Genomic DNA, 15,524 nt, shown 5'->3' on the forward strand with positions numbered 1-15,524 from the left:
GTTTAAAGATGAGCCAGTCATTTATAGCGACCCCCCAAGACGTCATCGATGCCGCCGCCCGGCTGCGCACCGTTGTTCGCAATACGCCTCTGGTACGTTCAGATGCGCTCGATGAGCGCGTCGGTGCCCGGGTTCACCTCAAGCTTGAAAACCTGCAGTACACCGGCGCGTTCAAGTTTCGCGGGGCGTACAACTGCCTGTCACAACTGGATTTGAAACAGTACCCGGACGGTGTGGTCGCGTACTCCACCGGCAACCATGGGCAGGCCATCGCCACGGTCGGACGTATGCTCGATATCCCGGCCATTGTTGTCATGCCGGTGGATGCGCCTGCGAACAAGATCGAAAAGGCCAGAAAGCAGGACGCGACTATCATTTTGTACGACCGGGAAACCCAAAGTCGCGAAGAGGTCGCCGCGAGCCTCGCTCAAAAAGGCCAATTTTGCGTCGTGCCGCCCGGTGATAACGTCCATGTCATAGCAGGGCAGGGGACTGTCGCGTTCGAGGTGCTGGAGGCACTTGGCAGCCAGGCAGTGGATATTATTCTGGCGCCTTGTGGGGGCGGAGGTTTGTCGGCGGGTACGTGTCTTGCGGTCGAGGCTTTGGGCTCCCACGCCCAGGTGTGGGCTGCGGAGCCGGCGCGATTTAACGATACCTTACGCTCGCTCGAATCCGGCGTGCGCGAAACCAATGACCGCTCAGCCACTTCGATCTGTGATGCGTTACTCGCGCCGATACCTGCGGAGCTGCCATTTTCGATCAATCGGCATCGGTTGGCTGGCGTCCTGGTTGCCAGTGATGAAGAGGTTCTGGCTGCGATGCGCTTTTTGTTCGATGAGTTCAGGGTCGTCGTTGAGCCTGGTGGAGCCGTTGCGTTTGCCAGCCTGTTGTTCAACGCGCCGGAATCGTTCCGAGGCAAAAATATTGCAGTGGTAATCTCCGGCGGAAACGTCGATCCCGTAATCTTCAGCCATGCAATAAAGTAAAACTCAGCGCAAAAGAAACGCCGCCTTGGAAGGCGGCGTTTCTTTTTGGCCTACAACACTACGTTTATTTTGCGTAAACGCTACTCCAGTCGGCAAAGCCTTTTACCTCGATAGGATTGCCGAACGGGTCGACGAAAAACATCGTTGCCTGTTCACCCGGTTCACCGGGAAAGCGTACAGTGGGTTTGATCACAAACTGCATATCGAGCGCTGTCAGGCGCTCTGCGAGGGCGTTCCAGTCGGCCATCTGCAAGATGATGCCCATGTGGGGCATCGGTACCATGTGCTCACCGACTCGGCCCGTATTAGTGACGGGGAACGGTTCGCCAAGGTGCAAAGACAATTGGTGACCGTACAGGCTGACATCCAGCCAGGTTTCGGTGCTTCTGCCTTCGGCGCACGCCAGCATCCCGCAGTAAAATTCCTTTGCCTTTTTCAGGTCGCGTACATGAAATGCCAAGTGAAAGAGCGATTGCATACGGTTTCTCCGTTTTAGAAAACACCATGATGGTGTAGCGGCCCGTGCAATTTAAAACCTATAGTTTTTGCTCAGTTCGAAAGAGATTTTTATGGACAGCCGTTACCTCAAAAGCCTTGTTACCGCCGTGGAACGGGGCTCTATCGTTGATGCTGCGCGAGTGGAGGGTTTGACCGCAGCAGCCGTTAGTCAACGGATCAAGGCTCTTGAGCGCCAATTGGGCGTGACCTTGCTGTTACGCATCGGCAATACCGCGACTCCGACTGAGGCGTGCCTGGCGTTGCTGCCACGCGCCAAAAGAATTCTGCTGGAGGTCGGCGCGCTCGCGGGGGATGCCGATGCGTCGGGGTTGACCGGCCCCTATCGTATTGGCGCAATTTCAACCGTGCTGACCGGGCTTTTACCGCAGGTTCTGCGTTCGTTGACCCAAGAGGCTTCACGCATCAAACCCATCATTCGTCCTGGAACATCCAGCGCCGTGTTTCAACAACTGCTGGCAGATGAGCTGGACGCTGCCATCCTGGTGGCTCCTGCGTTTGCGCTTCCGAAAACCGTGCGCAGTCAATCGCTGTTCAAAGAGGAACTGGTCCTGCTCTCGGCGGAACCGCCATTGCAGGGAATCGAAGAGTGCTTGCTGCGCAATCCCTATGTACGTTATGACCCACTGTCCTGGGGAGGGATGCGAGGGGAACAGTATTTGAAAGACAAGGGCCTGCACCTGGACTCGTTGCTGGAACTCGACGGGCTGGAGGCTATTGCAATGCTGGTAGCGCAAGGTGCAGGTGTAAGCCTTGTTCCTCGATGGGGTGGTCTTGAGCACCTCGCCCATTATTGCTCGATGACGCCTGTTGGCGATCGAAGTTACGACCGGGAAATTGTGCTGCTTACCCCTGTTCCTTCCCGCCGCTCCAGCATGGATGACGCTTTATCTGCAGCACTGAAGAGCTGTGTGGGCAAACCTTCCCGGTAGGTGGCATTTCGATGAGCGGGCGAGGGGCACAGCGAGGTTCTCGAAACCAATAAACGCGATCCCTTAAGCGTTTTCGTGGTTAAGAAATATCCTCACTCGACGCGCAGTATCTTCGATCTGTTCAACACTGGCAGCAGGTATCGGTTGATGCTGATTTAGAAACGGCCACATGCTGCCGGCCGGATCTGTCCAGGCAAAGGACTCGATTCAGGCTGCTGTATTTCAAATGACTGAGCTTGAGAGTCGTTCCTGACAACTAGCGGCTGACGCCTCTTGCGTATTGACTCGGCGGCATCCCCACATGCCGGGTAAACGCCGTGCTGAACGCACTGGCGGACCGATACCCCACGCCCTCAGCCACCTCAATCATCCCCAATTGCGTGCGGCGCAGCAGGTCCTTGGCCACAGTCATGCGCCAGCCCAGCAGGTACGCCATCGGCGCCTGGCCCAGGGTGGTCATGAAGCGTTTGAAAAACGCCGAACGGGAAAGCGTGGCCACCTGGGCCAATTGCGGGACTGTCCAGCCGTAGGCAAGGTCGCCATGCATCTGGCGCAGGGCCTTGGCCAGCCGAGGGTCGGCCAGGCCGCGCAGTAAGCCTTGGGGCGTTTGCTCCGGCGGAATCGAGCGCAGGGCCTCGATCAGCAACACTTCCACCAGCCGCGTGAGGATCAACTCGCGCCCGACCGCCTGTGCCGTGGACTCTTCCCGCAGCAGGCGCACCAACGTCGTCAAGCGTTCGACACCGCGCACATGCACCCGCGCCGGCAACATCGCTACCAACGTGGAAGCGTCGGGGGACTCGAAGTCGAAATGTCCGCCCAAAAGGCGCACATCGGCCGGTGCGTCGGGGTCGCCGTGGCGCAGTTCATCGGGCTGGGCGTTGCCATACACCGGTACCATCGGCATTGGCTCTACTGGCGCGAACCCCGAGAGGGTGAACGCGGGTGTCTTGGACAGCAGCAAAAAATCCCCCGCTTCCAGGATCAGTTCCGGCTGGCCGTCAACGGCCAGCCGGCAACTGCCTTCCAGCACCGCACAAAAGCTTGGCAAGCCGAATTCGGAGTAGCGCACGCCCCAGGTCCCGGCGCCGCTGATGCCTTTGGAAAACACCGCACGCGGCTTTAGCAGTGCGATGACGTCGGACAGTGGGTCGCTCATAAAAGGACTCATGCGAATGAAATGTGGACAGCTGATTATAGTGAGTCCAGCCGGGTAGGGTTATCGTTTTCACCACATTCACTGCCTGGAATACCCCATGAAAACCGTCCTGATCACTGGCTGTTCCTCCGGCTACGGCCTTGAAACCGCACGCTACTTCCTCGCCCAAGGCTGGAACGTGATCGCCACCATGCGCACGCCACACGCCACGCTGTTGCCTGTCTCGCAGCGCCTGCGCATCCTGGCGCTGGATGTGACCAAGCCCCACAGCATCGCCGCCGCCATTGAGGCCAGCGGGACGATTGATGTGTTGGTCAACAACGCCGGTATCGGCCTGTTCGGCGCGCTGGAGGCCACGCCTATGACTACAGTGCGGGAGATTTTTGAAACCAACACCTTCGGATCGATGGCCATGACCCAGGCGGTGATCCCGCAAATGCGCGCCCGTCGTTCTGGGGTGGTGATTAACGTCACCAGCAGCGCCACCCTGGCGCCCATGCCACTGGTCGCCGCCTACACCGCCAGCAAGCAGGCGATTGAAGGGTTTACCGGCTCATTGGCCCTGGAACTGGCTGCCTTCAATGTGGGCGCCAAGCTGGTGGAACCCGGCTACGCCCCCACTACCCGCTTCAGCGAAAACGCCGGCGAGCGCATGGCAGGGATGATTCCTGCAGACTACGCGCCAGTGGCCCAGGCGATTTTCGCCGAGTTGGGCAGCGGTCAATACACCACCGAGCAGGACGTAGCCGAAGGCGTATGGCGTGCGGCAAACGATACGTCCGGACAACTGCGTTTTGCGGCGGGCGCAGATGCTTTAGCGCTGGTCACTCAGTTGCGCAGATAAGGTGGCCCTCTGACAATTTTCGTGTAGTAGAGCCCTTACAACTTTAGACTCACTAAATCGTCACTGACTTTATAGGCACCTCAGTTTCTAGACCTGTTCGAGGATCTGCTTTTGGACGATCAACTTGGACTTGCTGGCGCTGGATAGGGAGTGGGGATCCCTGCAGAACCTGCAGGGCATTGACGATATTAATCGACCAGGCTCTCGTCTCGGCTTAGCCGATTGGTTTGAGCTGGGGAGGTCGCTGTAGGTCCAGCGCCGCTGCTGCCAAGATCTGTTCGCGTGTACCTGAGCGAGGCGGGTAAATGCGCTCGCGATTGATCAAGGATTTGGTGTTCTTAGCCTCCATGCCCTGAGCAACAGCCACGCGACTCCAGCCTTGGGTATACACAGCCCCCCAGGGGCCGAGGTCGATGATGTTGGTGTACCAGTCAATGTTCAATGGCTCCAAGGGAAGACCGAATAGTTCATTGACGGCGTTATGACCGGCAAAACGGCCCATGGGACGCGCGTGCTGGCAGGACATCACTGAAGGGCGCTCGCCATCGATCAAAGCGTGTGCGACATCGCCGGCGGCAAACACATTGTCTGAGCCAATCACTCGCATGCAGTCGTCGACTTTCAATCGACCTTGAGTGTCACGATCGGCATCGATACATTCGGTCAGTTCATTCGCCTGCATGCCGGCACACCAGATCACAGTCGCAGCTGGCAGTCGGGTGCCGTCGGTGAGAAGCGCACCTTCTCTGTCCACGCTGCTCAGTGCAAAACTCGTCATCAATTCAATACCCAGTTCACGGCAAGCGCGCTCGATTACAGGTTGTCCGCCGCCCAGTCGTCCTGCGATCGTCGGTCCCCGATCAGCGAGTATTACCCGCACCTGTTCTACAGCCGAAGGGTCATTACTGGCGAGAGCTGAGGCGCGAAGGCGGGCGGGCAGCTCGCAAGCCAGCTCTACGCCTGTAGCCCCGGAACCTATCACCAAAGCGGTATAGCGGCCGGTTCTAACAGAGATGGTTGACAGGTTGTCAATGTGTTGCTGAAGCCGTAATGCTGCACGATAAGAGTCGACATCGAAGGTGAATTTGTTCACGCCGGCAGTATCTGGGCGCATCAAGTGACTGCCGCTTGCCAAAATCAGTTTGTCGTAGTGCAGCCTTTGAGAGTCGCCCTCCACATCGGTGTGGACAACCTGACTACGGTGATCAATAAACGTCGCTTTGCCAATTAAAAGCGTTACGTCAATCGGTGCTAATACGGACGCCAGATCGACTTGGGTATCGGATAAATCACTTTCGTAATTGCGTACGCGGATGCTGTGCCAAGGATCAGGGTTAATCAGGGTGATGTCAGCCGCTTCACCCAGTGCTTCAAGCTGTCGAGCGGCGGACGCGGCGCTCCAGAGACCGGCGAAGCCGCCACCAATAATCAAAATGCTTTTCATGGTATTCCTCTTTAAGTCAGGTCTGCTTGTTGACGCGGGACACTGGAGTATCAACAATACGAGTCATCACTCGTGTTCTCAACTCGCGCCAGACCATGCCTGAATCCCACCTGACAAAGCCTCGAAAACTCCCTCGCCAGAGCCGTTCTGTGGCAATGGTCGATGCCATTTTGCAAGCCAGTGCTCGTGTTTTGCTCAAGCACGGCTACGCCGGCATGAGCACAAATGTGGTTGCGCAGCAGGCAGGCGTCAGCATCGGGTCGCTCTACCAGTATTTCCCTAACAAGGCGTCGATACTGATCGCGCTGCATAACCGTCATGCTGAACAAATGGCGCAGTCTATTGAGGCGATTCTCGCCGCACCTGGTGGGCACGGTTTACGCGGTGAGGTGGTTCGTTTGGTGCGGGCAGCCATGGCCGCACATGAAATGGAGCCAGAATTGCACCGTCAATTGGAGAAGGAACGACCTTTTTTTGAAAGGCCCACTGATGAGCCCGGTTTGAGCGGGGATATTCATCGGCATATCCTACGCCTGCTACAAGAGCATCCGGATGCTGTTGCACATTCAGACTTGGCGCTGGCGGCATGGATGACGATGCGTATGACGGAATCACTGGTTCATACGGCGGTGCTTCATCCTCCCCATGACCTAGATACAGTCCGCATTGAGGCGGCAATCGTGGATGCCATCCACGCGTTCCTGACCTACCCACGGGCGGGTTGATCCCGTCGCCGTAGCCTGAGCGCGGCACAGGCCCGTGCCGCGCATTGCGTACGAAACCTCAACGCAGGGTGTAGCCACCATCGACCACCCAGTCCTGGCCAAACACACTGCGTGCGCCCTGGCTCAACTGGAACAGGATGACATCGGCCACCGCGCCTACCTCAAGGAACTGGCCGCTGAGCAGGCGCTGGTTGACGGTGGTAGCGACAGAGTCCAGGGCCTCGGCGTTGAGCCCCAAGGTGCCCCAGATGGGTGTGGCGGTGGGGCCGGGCGAAACCATGTTCAGGCGAATACCGTGGGGCGCCAATTCCACCGCCAGGGTCCGCACCTGAGCCCGCAGCGCCGCCTTTGAGGCAATGTAGGCGGCCAGCCCAGGGAAGGTCACTTGTTCCAGAAAGGTTCCGATAAACACTACCGATGCCTGTGCGGAAAACTGCCCGCGAAGGCTTCCCAAGGTGTTGAGCGCTCCCGCACCATTGACCGCCCATTGGTGGTCAAAGGCCGTAAGGTCGAGGCCGTCGGCCAGTTGTACAATCCCTGCATTGGGCACCAGGAAATCCACTGGGCCGAAGGATGCCGCCATTTGTGCCAGGCGTGCCTGATCGGCTGCCTGAGTAACGTCCCCCGCCAGCCAGACCAGTTTGTCGCCGAAACGCTCTGCCAACTGGCCCAGTTCGCCAATTTGCCGCGACATCGCAATCACCTGGGCTCCACGCTCAAGCAGTCGTTGAGTGACAGCCAGACCAATGCCCGAACTGGCGCCGGTGACAACAGCCAGGCGATGGTTGAATTCATTACTCATAGGGATCTCTTCGTAGGTTGTGTATGGGGAGGCAGCGTGCACTGACCAGAAATCGTGCCAGTTATTAATCGGTTAAAAATTAATCAGTTGAAATTTTAATAGTCGTTTTGACTCGCTCTTCCTGTAGTCGTAATAACAGGGTGTAGGCCTTCTGGTGCCGTGCTGGGAAGGGGGGAGCAAAGGCTTGGCACCTTTGCGATGTTTGTTGACGTGATGGCGATGACGGGGCACAGGTTTTCCTTGGTTAATGGCGACTTGTTTCCTTCACATCGGGCTTTGCCAGTTATGTCGCCTAAACCGGATAAAAAAATCGCTACCGCTCCGAAAACTGTTATTCGGCAAGTGATCGCCACGAACCGGAGTACACACGGGATGTACAGCCATGAGCGCTTTTCCGCGACCCTCGAAGGCGCTTGCCACCGCCTGCAAACCATCAGCGTGCTGGGTGCCACCGGCTCAGTGGGGGTCAATGTGCTGGATGTCATCGCACGCCATCCTGAGCGCTACAAAGTGTTCGCACTCACTGGTTTCAGCCAACTAGACCACTTGAAAAAACAATGCCTGCTGCACTGTCCGGACTATGCGGTAGTGCCTACCCCGGAAGCGGTGAAAGTGCTTCAGCAGCAACTGATCGACGCCGGCTCGTTGACCCAGGTCGTGGGCGGCGAGAGCGGCTTGAAGTTCGTTGCCAGCCACCGCGACGTGGACACGGTCGTTGCAGCCATCGTCGGTGCGGCGGGCTTGAACGCGACGCTGGCCGCAGTCGAGTCCGGCAAGAAAATCCTCCTGGCCAACAAGGAGGCGCTGGTGATGTCCGGTGCGCTGTTCATGCAAGCGGTGCGCACCAGTGGCGCCGTGCTGTTACCCATCGACAGCGAGCACAACGCGATTTTCCAGTGCCTGCCGTCGCACTCGCGCCAGGGGCTGGCCAGCGCTGGCGTACGCCGGATCATGCTGACCGGCTCGGGCGGGCCGTTTCGACAAACGCCCATGGATCAGCTTCAGGGCGTCACGCCAGACCAAGCTTGTGCCCATCCCAAATGGTCCATGGGCCGCAAGATTTCGGTCGACTCGGCCACACTGATGAACAAGGGCCTGGAGTTGATCGAAGCCTGTTGGCTGTTCGACGCCAAACCTTCTCAGGTCGAGGTAGTGATTCACCCGCAGAGCGTCATTCATTCCCTGGTGGATTACGTCGACGGCTCTATGCTTGCGCAACTGGGCAACCCGGACATGCGTACGCCCATCAGCCATGCCTTGGCGTGGCCACAGCGGATTGATTCAGGGGTGGAACCGCTGGACTTGTTCAAGGTGGCGCGGCTGGATTTCGAAGTGCCGGACGAGACGCGCTTTCCATGCTTGGCCTTGGCACGCCAAGTCGCCAACTCGGGTGGGACGGCACCGGCATTGCTCAATGCGGCCAACGAAGTGGCGGTGCAGGCGTTCCTGGCTAACCAGATTGGCTTTACCCAAATCGCCGATTGCATCCGCCATGTGCTGGACAATGAGCCGGTTGGGCAAGTCAGGGATCTGTATGGCGTGATGGAGGCGGACGCGAACGCGCGCAGGTGGGGCAAGCGGTGGCTCAGGGAAAACCACCTTTAGGACAAGCCAAGGTTCCCGTAGTGGCTGTCGAACCCTGGTGCAATGTGCCGGGCGCGGCTAGCGGTTACTTGGCTTCATGTCTTTGAATATCGGTCAGTTGGTGCATCCGGTGCCCATCACTCGATAGTTCAAGACATGCCTGCGGCCCGCACTGTCTTCATACGTCATGGTCATCGGCACTACTTCACACACATTCGGCACCGCCTCCATACTAATGACTTTGGCAATATCGAGCGGGGTTGCGTAAGTGTACTCTTGTGTATCTAGGGTCGTGGTGTGATTAGTGGGTTCAAGTGTGATGGAAGACTGTTGGGCAAGTGTCAGCGTGGAAAAAGCCATCAGTGAAAACATCATTATGTTTTTCATGGTACCGACCTGTTCCTACAGGCAGCAGCGACTGGCTTCACGGTCTGTAAAGAGGTGTTCAGGGCGCTGCCGGCAGTGAGTTTTAGAGGAAAAAGCTTTGTCGCCACGCATCCTGCGCTGGCGATAAACAAGTCTAGAAAGAATGCTGGAGATAAGAAATATCAGTGTTGTCCATATACTTTTTCAAAAAATGCATTTATGCCTAAGCATCAACCGAAACTGACCATGTCGCGTATTTTTAACACTGCTTTATGGTCTGCCAGCACTTCAGGCAATGAACTTCTCAGGTATTCAACCCACGTCCTGATCTTAGCATCGAGGTATTGTCGGGAAGGATAAATGGCATACAGGCTTAGTTCTTCCAGGCGGTACTTTGGCAATACTCGCACCAGGGTGCCGTTGCGCAGCCCTTTGATCGCCGCGTGCACCGGCAGGATCCCCACGCCCATGTCGTTGCTGATCGCTGCCTTCATGGCGTCGACGGAGTCCACCAGGAATGGGGAGCTGCCGATGCTGACGTTTTCCTTGCCGTTGGGACCGTCGAATGTCCAGTCCTCCAGGGGAATGACGGGGCTGACCAGCCGCAGGCAGGCATGGTTGAGCAGGTCCTGGGGTCTTTGCGCCGCGCCGTGGGTTTTCACGTAGGAGGGTGACGCGCAGACGATGCTGTAGGTGGCTCCCAGTTTTTGCGACACGTGGCTGGAATCTGGCAGATCGATGGCCAGTACGATCGACACGTCAAACCCTTCGTGCACCAAGTTTGGCGTGCGGTTGCTCATGCTCAAGTTGAAGGTCACGTCCGGGTAGTTCTTGCGGTATCGGGCAATCGCATCCACAACGTAGTGCTGGCCGATGCCGGTCATCGAATGCACCTTGAGCTGGCCGGTCGGTCGGGTGTGGGCATCGCCGGCCTCCAGTTCGGCTTCCAGCACCGATTGCAGGATTTGCTCGCAGCGCAGCAGGTACCGCTTGCCGGACTCGGTGAGGGCGGTGCGCCGCGTGGTGCGGTTGAACAGGCGCGTCCTGAGGTGTGCTTCCAGGTGGGAAATGGACCGGGAAATGTTGGTAGTGGTGGTATTCAACTGCACTGCTGCGCCGGTGAAGCTACCGGTCTCGGCCACGCAGCGGAAGGTTCGCATATTTTGCAAAATGTCCATCGTTATTCTCCAGCGGGAACGTTTTTTAGTGTGACATGAAGTAACACATCGCTGTAAACGATATTTATTGTCCTGATTTACGTAACAATTATTCACGTTCGTGATGACTTACTGACCCGGACGCAAGCCCCTAGAGTCACCGACCTCATGTCCCAGCCGTTCGGGAGTCAGTCCGCGTGCCTCGATCCACCTTCTGTTTCTGCTGCACCCTGTGTCTCTGCGCCGTGATGGCAGGCTGCATCTCCACCCACGGCATCGCACCTTTGGAACACCCCCGCACTGTCAGTGAATTGGCCTCCGGCGCGGCTATCGCTGCGGCCAACAGCGACGCCGGCTGGCCGGCGACGCAATGGTGGCGCGCCTACGGTGACGGGCAACTCAACCGCTGGATCAAGCAGGCCACGGTCAGCAGCCCCAGCCTGGCCATGGCGGCGGCGCGAGTGCGTCAGGCCCGAGCGCTGGCCGGGCTTGCCGAGTCGCAAGAGTCATTGCAGGTGGACGGTGACATGGCACTCAAGCGCCGAGGCTGGCCAGACGACCAGTTCTACGGCCCCGGCGGTTTGTCCGACAGCCACACCTGGGACAACAGCGCCTCCCTCGGCTTCAGCTACCCGCTGGACCTGTGGGGCCAGGACCGTAATCGCGCAGAGCAGTTCGTCGACCTGGCGCACCGCAGTGCGGCGCAGGCTCAACTGGCCCGGCTGGAACTGCAAAGCAACATCGTGCGGGCCTATATCCAACTGTCCCTGCACTACGCCCAGCGCGATATCGTGCTGGAGACCCTGGCCCAGCAAGAGCAGATTTTCGAACTGGCCCAGCGCCGGCTCAAGGGTGGCATCGGTACTCAACTGGACGTCAGCCAGGCGCGCTCGCCGCTGAGTGAAACCCGCCGGCAACGCCAGGCGCTGGATGAGGCGATTGCCCTGGACGACAACCAGTTGTCGGCCCTGGCAGGCAAGGGTCCGGGGCAGGGCGCCCGCTTGTTGCGTCCGACGTTGTCGTTGCAACACGCCATCCCGTTGCCCGTCGCATTGCCAGCGCAACTGCTGGGGCATCGCCCGGATGTGGTCGCTAGCCGCTGGGCTGTCGCTGCCCAGGCCCGTGGCATTGACGTGGCCCACGCCGGTTTCTACCCCAATGTCAACCTGGCGGGGAGCCTCGGCTACATGGCCAGCGGCGGCGGGATGCTGACGTTCTTTTCCGCTCAAAAATTCAACTACAGCGCGGGCCCCGCGTTGTCCTTGCCGATCTTTGACGGCGGCCGCTTGCGCTCGGAGTTGGGGCAAGCCAGTGCCGGGTATGACATCGCCATCACCGAGTACAACCAGACCTTAATCCATGCGTTCAAGGACATCAGCGACCAGTTGATTCGGCGCCGTTCCCTGGACGCACAGCAGCGTTCGGTCGGCGAGTCGATCGCCAGCGCCCAGCAAACCTATGACATCGCCATGATCGCCTACACCAGGGGGCTGACCGACTATCTAAGCGTACTCAATGCCCAGACCTTGTTGTTCCAACAGCAACAGATCCAGCAACGTCTGCAAGCGGCTCAATTGACGGCGCACGCCGCTCTGGCGGTGGCGCTGGGAGGTGGATTGTTGACGGACGCCGACTCTCCACCGGCCGGCAAAACCCTACCCGCCAAGACCCCGGCCTGGCTTGAGGCATTGCATCGATGAGCCGCCCAATACTCTTGGCCCGCTGGCTTGTCGCCTTGCCCTGGCGCGGTGGCATGCTGGACTGGGCGCGCACTGACGGGCTGATGTGGCTCTACTTGGGCAAGGTGTTGATTGCGTCCTACCTGACCCTGTGGTTGTCGATGCGCCTGGAGTTGCCGCAACCGAGTACCGCGATGACCACGGTATTTATCGTGATGCAGCCTCACAGCGGGCATGTGTTAGCCAAAAGTATTTATCGCTTTATTGGCACCTTGGTGGGCTCATCCTTCATGGTGCTGTTGATGGCCGTGTTCGCCCAGAGCACCGAGCTGTTCCTGGCCGGCCTGGCGTTGTGGGTGGGCGTGTGCTCCACCGGGGCGGCGCGCAATCGCAATTTTCGCGCCTATGGTTTTGTACTGGCCGGCTACACGGCGGTGATGGTGGGGCTGCCAGTGGTCGGGCACCCGGAGCAAGTGTTCATGGCTGCCATCTGGCGGGTGCTGGAAATCACTTTGGGCATCCTGTGTGCGAGCCTGATCAGCGCCACGGTATTTCCCAATACCGCCAGCGCCGCCATGCGCAATACCCTGTACCAGCGCTTTGGCCGCTTCGCCGGCTTTGTGCTCAGCGGCCTGCGCAACACCACCGACCAGGCGGCATTTGAAAGCGCCAACCTGCGCTTTATCGCCGAAGCCGTTGGCCTGGAAGTGATGCGCAGCGTCACCGTGTTCGAGGACCCGGACATGCGGCGGCGCAATGGCCGGCTCAATCGTCTCAACAGCGAGTTCATGGCGATCACCACCCGTTTCAACGCGTTGCATCAACTGCTTGAGCGGGTACATCTGCGCGGTGGAGCGGCCGTGGTCCAGGCCATCGACCCTGGCTTGAGCGATTTGGTCGAGGTGCTCAAACCCTTCGCCGGGCATGCCTTGACTGACCGCGATGCCGTGCAGTTGTCAGCCAACCTGCACCTTTACAAAGGCGGCTTGCCGGCCCATGTCCGCCGCTTGCGTGCCGCACTGGAGCAGACGATGCCGGGGGCGGATGACCTGCTGGATTTTCATACCGCCTACGAACTGCTCTATCGCTTCGTCGATGAACTGCACAGTTACGCCCAGACCCACGCGTCCCTGGCCGACCATAACCATGTACGCGAGCAGTGGGACGAGTCTTTCCAGCCACAGACCAACTGGCTGGCAGCCATTGCTGCCGGGTTGCGTTCGGCGGTGGTGCTGCTGGTGCTCAGCACCTTGTGGATCGGCACCAGTTGGCCCAGTGGTGCGGCAATGACGTTGGTGTCGGCGCTTACCGTTGGCCTGTCGGCGTTCTCCGTCAACCCCAAGCGCATGTCGTTTCAAATTGCCTGCGGTACCGTGCTGGCGGCCGTGATCGGGATTTTCGAAGTGTTTTTCGTCTACCCGCTGATCGATGGTTTTGCCTTGCTGTGCCTGGTCATGGCGCCGGTGATCGTGGTCGGCTCGTTCTGGCTGGCAAGGCCGCAATGGGCCGGTTATGGCCTGGGCATGCTGGTGTTTTTCGGCACCAGTTCGGTGCCCGGCAACTTGACGATCTACAACCCCTATGGGCTGATCAATGACTACATCGCAATGATCTTTGGCATGTTGGTCTGTGCGGCGGCGGGGGCCATCGTATTGCCGCCCAATAGCCCCTGGCTGTGGCGCCGACTGGAGCAGGACCTGCGCCGCCAGGTGGTATTCGCCATCAGTGCGCCGTTGCAGGCGTTGGGATCCGGTTTTGAAAGCGGTACCCGCGATCTGCTGAACCAGGCCTACAACTTCTCGGCGGGCAAGCCACTAGTGCAGCACCGCCTGCTGCGCTGGATGTTCGTGGTGCTGGCCGTGGGCCACGCGATCATCGAGTTGCGCCGCGAGCAAGCGCAGTTGCCCGACGATCCCTGCTATGCCGAATCCATGCCCTGGCGCCAGGCCATCCGTGCCATGGGCCGGGCGTTGATCCGTTTGTTCGTCAAGCCCGGCCCGCAGCATTTGCAGCGGGCGCTGGCCAGCGTCGAACACGCTATCGAGTGCGTGCATCAGACCCGCGAACCCTTTGCCGCGCACTTCGAGACCTCGGCCTTGCGCCGGGTGGAAAGCTACCTGCATTTCATCCGTACTTCGTTACTGGACCCTCAATCGCCATTGGCCCTGCATGCGCCATCAGGAGTCTCCCATGCTTCGTGAGATCGCTTTCCACGGCGTCTATGTGCCGACCATGACCTTGATTTTCTTCATTGCTGCGGCGCTGGCCTGGGCCCTCGGCATGCTCTGTTCCGGGGTCGACCTGTACCGATTTTTTTGGCACCCGGCGCTGCTGCGCCTGAGTGTCTTTACCTGCATTTTCGGCGCGCTGGCGCTGACCGTTTACCGTTGAGAGTCCCGTATGAAGAAGTTACTCAGTCTGCTCGCAACCTTGCTCGTACTGGCCGTCGCCCTGTGGCTGGGACGCCTGTTGTGGCTGCACTACATGGACACGCCGTGGACGCGAGACGGGCGAGTGCGCGCCGATGTGATCAACGTCGCGGCCGATGTGTCGGGAGTGGTGGTCAAGGTCCCGGTGCTGGATAACCAGCAAGTGCACAAAGGCCAACTGCTGATGCAGATCGACCCCGAACATTACCAATGGGCGGTCAAGCAGGCCCAGGCGCAAGTCGCATCCCGCAAGGCGCTGTGGGAGATGCGCGCAGTCAATGCCCGGCGTCGTGCCGACATGGACAACCTTGTGATTTCCAGTGAAAGCCGCGAAGACGCCAGCAACCTCGCCAATTCCGCGCTGGCCGATTACCAACTGGCGCAAGCGCAGTTGGCGGCGGCAGAACTCAACCTCTCGCGCACCCAAGTGGTGGCGGCGGCGGATGGCTACGTGACCAACCTCAACGTGCATCCCGGCGACTACGCAAAAATCGGCGAGGCGAAAATGGCCGTGGTGGATATGCACTCGTTCTGGGTCTACGGCTTTTTCGAGGAGACCAAGCTGCCCCATATCCATGTCGGCGATCGGGCAGACCTGCAACTGATGAGCGGTGAAGACCTGAGCGGTTATGTCGAAAGCATCGCCCGGGGTATCTACGACCGGGACAATCCGCAAAGCCGCGAGCTGATCGCCGACGTCAACCCGACCTTCAATTGGGTGCGCCTGGCCCAGAGAGTGCCTGTACGCATTCACCTGGATCCCTTGCCGGCCGGGGTGTTGCTGGCGGCAGGGATCACCGTCACGGTGATCGTCAAGCCCGGCACGGCTGGCAGCAACGTGGCGCAATCGAGAGACTAATTGGCGTGACGTGATGAGTCTAGATGAGAATCAATCTCCATA

15 protein-coding genes are annotated in these 15,524 nt (G+C 59.1%); 9 read left to right on the forward strand and 6 right to left on the reverse strand.

Features of this window, described 5'->3' with window-relative positions:
• The first annotated feature begins 8 nt into the window (after nt 1-8).
• Nucleotides 9-986, forward strand: coding sequence for a threonine/serine dehydratase (locus M2400_RS23145; protein ID WP_177130931.1), 978 nt, complete (start codon nt 9-11; stop codon nt 984-986).
• Between the two features lie 64 nt (nt 987-1,050).
• Here M2400_RS23145 and M2400_RS23150 read toward each other — a convergent pair whose 3' ends face one another.
• Nucleotides 1,051-1,464, reverse strand: a complete 414-nt coding sequence (locus M2400_RS23150; RefSeq protein WP_177130929.1) for a VOC family protein — start codon at nt 1,462-1,464, stop codon at nt 1,051-1,053.
• Nucleotides 1,465-1,555: 91 nt separating this feature from the next.
• Between M2400_RS23150 and M2400_RS23155 the strand changes: the two genes are divergently transcribed.
• Nucleotides 1,556-2,434, forward strand: a complete 879-nt coding sequence (locus M2400_RS23155) for a LysR family transcriptional regulator (protein ID WP_177130927.1) — start codon at nt 1,556-1,558, stop codon at nt 2,432-2,434.
• 256 nt (nt 2,435-2,690) lie between these two features.
• On the opposite strand, the gene M2400_RS23160 is transcribed toward M2400_RS23155, so the two are convergent.
• Nucleotides 2,691-3,593 carry an AraC family transcriptional regulator gene (locus M2400_RS23160; protein WP_259197567.1) on the reverse strand — a complete coding sequence of 301 codons (903 nt, stop codon included), beginning with the start codon at nt 3,591-3,593 and terminating at the stop codon, nt 2,691-2,693.
• A 97-nt stretch (nt 3,594-3,690) separates the two neighbouring features.
• Between M2400_RS23160 and M2400_RS23165 the strand changes: the two genes are divergently transcribed.
• Nucleotides 3,691-4,437: an SDR family oxidoreductase gene (locus M2400_RS23165; protein ID WP_177130924.1), complete on the forward strand. Its 747-nt coding sequence runs from the start codon at nt 3,691-3,693 to the stop codon at nt 4,435-4,437.
• A gap of 214 nt (nt 4,438-4,651) precedes the next feature.
• On the opposite strand, the gene M2400_RS23170 is transcribed toward M2400_RS23165, so the two are convergent.
• On the reverse strand, nt 4,652-5,881 hold the full coding sequence (locus M2400_RS23170; protein ID WP_259197566.1) for an NAD(P)/FAD-dependent oxidoreductase: 1,230 nt from the start codon (nt 5,879-5,881) through the stop codon (nt 4,652-4,654).
• A 95-nt stretch (nt 5,882-5,976) separates the two neighbouring features.
• On the opposite strand from M2400_RS23170, the gene M2400_RS23175 reads away from it, so the two are divergent.
• Nucleotides 5,977-6,606, forward strand: coding sequence for a TetR/AcrR family transcriptional regulator (locus M2400_RS23175; RefSeq protein WP_177130920.1), 630 nt, complete (start codon nt 5,977-5,979; stop codon nt 6,604-6,606).
• Nucleotides 6,607-6,664: 58 nt separating this feature from the next.
• Here M2400_RS23175 and M2400_RS23180 read toward each other — a convergent pair whose 3' ends face one another.
• Complete coding sequence (locus M2400_RS23180) at nt 6,665-7,408, reverse strand: SDR family NAD(P)-dependent oxidoreductase (RefSeq protein ID WP_177130919.1); 744 nt, start codon at nt 7,406-7,408, stop codon at nt 6,665-6,667.
• Nucleotides 7,409-7,780: 372 nt separating this feature from the next.
• Between M2400_RS23180 and ispC the strand changes: the two genes are divergently transcribed.
• Nucleotides 7,781-9,013, forward strand: a complete 1,233-nt coding sequence (gene ispC, locus M2400_RS23185; protein WP_177007799.1) for a 1-deoxy-D-xylulose-5-phosphate reductoisomerase — start codon at nt 7,781-7,783, stop codon at nt 9,011-9,013.
• A gap of 93 nt (nt 9,014-9,106) precedes the next feature.
• Here ispC and M2400_RS23190 read toward each other — a convergent pair whose 3' ends face one another.
• Nucleotides 9,107-9,379: a DUF2790 domain-containing protein gene (locus tag M2400_RS23190; protein ID WP_177130917.1), complete on the reverse strand. Its 273-nt coding sequence runs from the start codon at nt 9,377-9,379 to the stop codon at nt 9,107-9,109.
• 209 nt (nt 9,380-9,588) lie between these two features.
• On the reverse strand, nt 9,589-10,536 hold the full coding sequence (locus M2400_RS23195) for a LysR family transcriptional regulator (RefSeq protein ID WP_177007525.1): 948 nt from the start codon (nt 10,534-10,536) through the stop codon (nt 9,589-9,591).
• A 176-nt stretch (nt 10,537-10,712) separates the two neighbouring features.
• On the opposite strand from M2400_RS23195, the gene M2400_RS23200 reads away from it, so the two are divergent.
• The 4 genes from M2400_RS23200 to M2400_RS23215 are packed head-to-tail and all read left to right on the forward strand — an operon-like array spanning nt 10,713 to nt 15,482.
• Nucleotides 10,713-12,215, forward strand: a complete 1,503-nt coding sequence (locus M2400_RS23200) for an efflux transporter outer membrane subunit (protein ID WP_259197565.1) — start codon at nt 10,713-10,715, stop codon at nt 12,213-12,215.
• The gene (locus M2400_RS23205) at nt 12,212-14,395 is read left to right on the forward strand and encodes an FUSC family protein (protein WP_259197564.1); all 2,184 of its coding nucleotides are present in this window, start codon (nt 12,212-12,214) and stop codon (nt 14,393-14,395) included. The genes M2400_RS23200 and M2400_RS23205 overlap by 4 nt, the downstream gene beginning before the upstream one ends.
• Complete coding sequence (locus tag M2400_RS23210) at nt 14,385-14,585, forward strand: DUF1656 domain-containing protein (protein WP_177130913.1); 201 nt, start codon at nt 14,385-14,387, stop codon at nt 14,583-14,585. The genes M2400_RS23205 and M2400_RS23210 overlap by 11 nt, the downstream gene beginning before the upstream one ends.
• Before the next feature lie 9 nt (nt 14,586-14,594).
• Nucleotides 14,595-15,482: an HlyD family secretion protein gene (locus M2400_RS23215; protein WP_259197563.1), complete on the forward strand. Its 888-nt coding sequence runs from the start codon at nt 14,595-14,597 to the stop codon at nt 15,480-15,482.
• Nucleotides 15,483-15,524 lie beyond the last annotated feature (42 nt).

Origin of the sequence: Pseudomonas sp. BIGb0558 (assembly GCF_024807515.1) — a bacterium.
Classification (GTDB): Bacteria; Pseudomonadota; Gammaproteobacteria; order Pseudomonadales; family Pseudomonadaceae; genus Aquipseudomonas; species Aquipseudomonas yamanorum_A.

Excerpts from the sequence above, each read along its gene's own strand:
- M2400_RS23145 (WP_177130931.1), top strand. The coding sequence starts at position 9 with ATGAGCCAGTCATTTATAGCGACCCCCCAAGACGTCATCGATGCCGCC.
- M2400_RS23150 (WP_177130929.1), bottom strand. The coding sequence starts at position 1,464 with ATGCAATCGCTCTTTCACTTGGCATTTCATGTACGCGACCTGAAAAAG.
- M2400_RS23155 (WP_177130927.1), top strand. The coding sequence starts at position 1,556 with ATGGACAGCCGTTACCTCAAAAGCCTTGTTACCGCCGTGGAACGGGGC.
- M2400_RS23160 (WP_259197567.1), bottom strand. The coding sequence starts at position 3,593 with ATGAGCGACCCACTGTCCGACGTCATCGCACTGCTAAAGCCGCGTGCG.
- M2400_RS23165 (WP_177130924.1), top strand. The coding sequence starts at position 3,691 with ATGAAAACCGTCCTGATCACTGGCTGTTCCTCCGGCTACGGCCTTGAA.
- M2400_RS23170 (WP_259197566.1), bottom strand. The coding sequence starts at position 5,881 with ATGAAAAGCATTTTGATTATTGGTGGCGGCTTCGCCGGTCTCTGGAGC.
- M2400_RS23175 (WP_177130920.1), top strand. The coding sequence starts at position 5,977 with ATGCCTGAATCCCACCTGACAAAGCCTCGAAAACTCCCTCGCCAGAGC.
- M2400_RS23180 (WP_177130919.1), bottom strand. The coding sequence starts at position 7,408 with ATGAGTAATGAATTCAACCATCGCCTGGCTGTTGTCACCGGCGCCAGT.
- ispC (WP_177007799.1), top strand. The coding sequence starts at position 7,781 with ATGTACAGCCATGAGCGCTTTTCCGCGACCCTCGAAGGCGCTTGCCAC.
- M2400_RS23190 (WP_177130917.1), bottom strand. The coding sequence starts at position 9,379 with ATGAAAAACATAATGATGTTTTCACTGATGGCTTTTTCCACGCTGACA.
- M2400_RS23195 (WP_177007525.1), bottom strand. The coding sequence starts at position 10,536 with ATGGACATTTTGCAAAATATGCGAACCTTCCGCTGCGTGGCCGAGACC.
- M2400_RS23205 (WP_259197564.1), top strand. The coding sequence starts at position 12,212 with ATGAGCCGCCCAATACTCTTGGCCCGCTGGCTTGTCGCCTTGCCCTGG.
- M2400_RS23210 (WP_177130913.1), top strand. The coding sequence starts at position 14,385 with ATGCTTCGTGAGATCGCTTTCCACGGCGTCTATGTGCCGACCATGACC.
- M2400_RS23215 (WP_259197563.1), top strand. The coding sequence starts at position 14,595 with ATGAAGAAGTTACTCAGTCTGCTCGCAACCTTGCTCGTACTGGCCGTC.